5 protein-coding genes are annotated in these 3113 nt (G+C 66.5%); 2 read left to right on the top strand and 3 right to left on the bottom strand.

The window, feature by feature from the left end; translation table 11 throughout:
* Positions 1 to 154: 154 nt before the first annotated feature.
* A complete protein-coding gene (locus ACWCQ1_RS51845) occupies positions 155 to 301 on the bottom strand; it encodes a hypothetical protein (protein ID WP_451030103.1) in 147 nt (48 codons plus the stop codon).
* Between the two features lie 74 nt (positions 302 to 375).
* Here ACWCQ1_RS51845 and ACWCQ1_RS51840 point away from each other — a divergent pair, with 74 nt between their 5' ends.
* Entirely contained in the window at positions 376 to 837 is a 462-nt protein-coding gene (locus tag ACWCQ1_RS51840) for a hypothetical protein (RefSeq protein WP_451030102.1), read from the top strand.
* Between the two features lie 773 nt (positions 838 to 1610).
* Here the strand turns inward: ACWCQ1_RS51840 and ACWCQ1_RS51835 are convergent.
* Positions 1611 to 1892 carry a hypothetical protein gene (locus ACWCQ1_RS51835; protein WP_451030101.1) on the bottom strand — a complete coding sequence of 94 codons (282 nt, stop codon included), beginning with the start codon at positions 1890 to 1892 and terminating at the stop codon, positions 1611 to 1613.
* 216 nt (positions 1893 to 2108) lie between these two features.
* Complete coding sequence (locus tag ACWCQ1_RS51830) at positions 2109 to 2306, bottom strand: hypothetical protein (protein WP_451030100.1); 198 nt, start codon at positions 2304 to 2306, stop codon at positions 2109 to 2111.
* A 118-nt stretch (positions 2307 to 2424) separates the two neighbouring features.
* On the opposite strand from ACWCQ1_RS51830, the gene ACWCQ1_RS51825 reads away from it, so the two are divergent.
* Positions 2425 to 3113 (top strand): helix-turn-helix transcriptional regulator (locus ACWCQ1_RS51825; RefSeq protein ID WP_451030099.1); only part of this gene is annotated, 689 nt, incomplete at its 3' end.

Raw genomic sequence — 3113 nt, 5'->3', positions numbered from 1 at the left:
GCCCACCCCGTGCGCAGGGAGCGGGCGCCACCAGCCGGAGCACACCGGCGCACTACTCAACGCCGATCGGCTACACCATCACGCGGGACGCCATCAGCAGCAAGAGCCGTGTCATCCCTTCATCTGGTTAGCGTCCGGCTCCTGGCTGGCACTGTCATCGGACCTGTTCCAGGGTGGCCAGCAAAAGACGGCAGTTGGTGACCGCCTCGTAGCTGCTGCCCAGGGGCTGGTAGCGGTAGGAGCGGCGGTCGCTGACCACAGGCCCTTCCACGCGGCGTAGGGGCGCATTGGCTTCGTTCACTTCAAGCAGCATTGTCGTGGGACTTCTGCGGCGCGGGTAGTGCCAGTGCATTCGCTGGCGGAGGGTGTTAAGGCATGGCGCAACGGAACATTCAGCCTGAGATCCGGCGGCGCGTTCTGCGCCGCCGGTCCTGGCCAGTCCTGACCTGGGGTGGGATCGCCCTTCTCTGGAGCCTGTACCTCCTGGTGCTGCTCGCTTTCCTAGCACACGAGAACTATCCCGACATATCTTTTGTGGCAGCCGCGATGCTGGCGGCCACAGCGCTCCTGCGACGAATCGGCAGCTGCGGAGTAGTGCTGCTGCCCGATTCAATGCGGGTGGAGAACCTCATCAGGTTCTACCGGATCCCGTACGCCTGCGTACGGGACGTACACGTGGCGCCCACCGGGGGACTGGAGATCGAAACCCTTCAAGGGGAAGTCGTTCGAGGTTTCGCTTTTGGTGGATCGTTCGTTGATGCATTCTTCAAAACGAGCGAGCGAGCGGCGGTCGAAATAGGGGGACGGGTGGCTCCTGCTCGTGACTTGTCAGTGTGAAAGAGAGTGAGCTGACGTACGGACTTCGTCGTTGCTGGTCATCGGACATCCCCTTCGGGCTGGCTGCTCTTTTCGCAGTTGCGGGAGCGCTGGCCGCCACCCGCTGACCTTGGCCGCCTGCTTAACCTGATCGCGCTGCTGGCTACTGCCGGTGAATCCGACGCCGCATCTCCGGATACTGGTGGCCGGCCGCCACGGGCGCGCTGCGCCAGCGGCAGAGCGCCGAGTTGTTCGCCGCCCTCCCGGCGTTCTTGGATCCGGTCAGGACGCGGGTCGATCAACTGGGCCTGGGTCCCACCGGCCGCCCGGTCGGGTCACTGCTGGCTCGGACTCTAGGACGCGGCCTGCGCGTTTTTCGAACCTGCCGCCCTGCTCGAGCGGCGAGCACGAGGAACCCGCCGTAGCCGACCCTGGCGCCCCGGAGCTCGTAGCGAGGCCGGGCTCCCCAGGCCACGGCCGTTGTGGTGCGGCAAGTTCGGCGAGCAACGCAGCGTGAGCGAGACGGGCGCGGGCAGGAGGCGGGTTGCTGGGGCCGACACTGTAACCGGGCGCCCTGGCGGGGTAATGAGCGAAATGCCCCCCATCGCCGCTGCGGTGCGCCTAGACATTAATCTGCCCGAATAGCTCTACTTTGTTTCGCGTCTCATGCGGGATAGCGCGTGAGGCGACATGCTCGAGTATTGAGCCGGTGCCGCGGTCAAGCGCAGGATCCACCGGCTGTTCGCCGACGACGATGATGGAGGCGACCACGGAAACCTGGGTGCGCACTGTTGTCAGCGGGTTTCGGGTTCCGGGTGTCGGGCTTTGGTCCGTACGGCGACCTCGACGTCGAAGCGGGGCGTGTCCTCGGCTTTGGCATACGTGGTCACGGCGGCCTGTGTGGTGTCGGCCAGATCCCTCCAGTTCTTCCACGCTCGCTCGTACTCGTCGGTCTGCTTCGGCGACCACGGCGATGCCGTGGGCCGTCCGAACCTGTTTCTCAGCTCCAGGACCTGGGCGCGCGCTGCGTCCGCCGCCGTCTGCATCTCCACGAGATCGTCGAATGTGTGTGCCACGTTCACGGATCCTATGTTGCTGGCCAGGCAGCCTCGCGTCGCCGGCCGTAGCGCCCGTAGGTCATGTGTTGTCGGGAGTGGTCTCACCGTGGCTCAGGCGGGGCAGCGAGCCACTGACGCAATGGCTTGACCTGTTGCTTTGCGTAACTTCGGGGGGTCGTTTCCCTGTTGTGCACGAGCAACGTCCCAGGGCGGGTATGCACCATGGGGATGGCCTCAACGGATCACCGTGGCCAGAGCTGCGGTGATGGTACAGGCGAGGGTGAGAACGGCGACGAATGCGGCGGCAGCAGTCCTGATGGCGACCGGGTAGGTGGCGCCGTCGAAGCGGGCGAGGACGCCTGCGGTGGTGGCGACCAGCAGTGCCAGGGTGACCACGAGCGCAGTGGCGGAAAGGGCGAGTGCGACGGTCACGGCAGACTCCTTTGGGCGGGCATGGTGCTGACCCAACTGTTGTCTGGGATCCGGCGTGCGTCAGGGTCCGCCGGGACGATGATGAACACCGGCGAACACCGAACTCGGGGGAGGACGGGTGCGCGAGGAGCAGACAGGGTCTGATCAGGCGTTGTCGGAGCTGAGGAACCGGCTGGCCGACGGTCTGGCGCGCGCCCGGCTGAGCAAGACGCAGCTGGGGGTAAAGGCGGGACTTGCGCGCACGACGGTGTACGAGGCGTTGCGGGCTGACGGTCCGCTTCCGTCGCCAGAGACAGTGGCGGCCTTGGCCAAGGCGCTGAGGCTGCCGGTGGACGAACTGCTGGATCTTCGGCGCCGTGCTGTGGCGGTTTCGGTGGATATCGCGGGGCCGGGGCGGCCGTTGTCGGAGTGGGATCCACACGATTTGGAGGTTCATCCGGCCGGCGTCGCTGCGGGGGGAAACGCCAGTCGGATGCGCCTGCGGCGGGTGCTGCCCAGCTACGTGACGCGTCACCACGACCAGGTACTGGCCGAGGTGGTGCGTGAAGCCGCCGCGGGCTTTAGCCAGATGGTGGTGCTGATCGGTACGTCTTCTACGGGCAAGACCAGGGCTTGTTGGGAGGCTGTTCAGCCGCTGGCCGGATCGGGCTGGCGGTTGTGGCACCCCTTCGACCCGACGCGTGCCGAGGCCGCCCTGGAGGACCTGCACCGGGCCCAGTTGGGGCAGCCTGTGCCCGTGTCCGACGAGCAGCTCGTTGCGATGCTGGTGGAGCGTGCCCGGTCGGAGGGGTTGCAGCTGACCGGGCA

It is taken from the genome of Streptomyces sp. NPDC002144 (genome assembly GCF_053593695.1).
The sequence above is the reverse complement of the archived record's forward strand: the minus strand, read 5'-3'. Positions and strand labels throughout refer to the sequence as shown.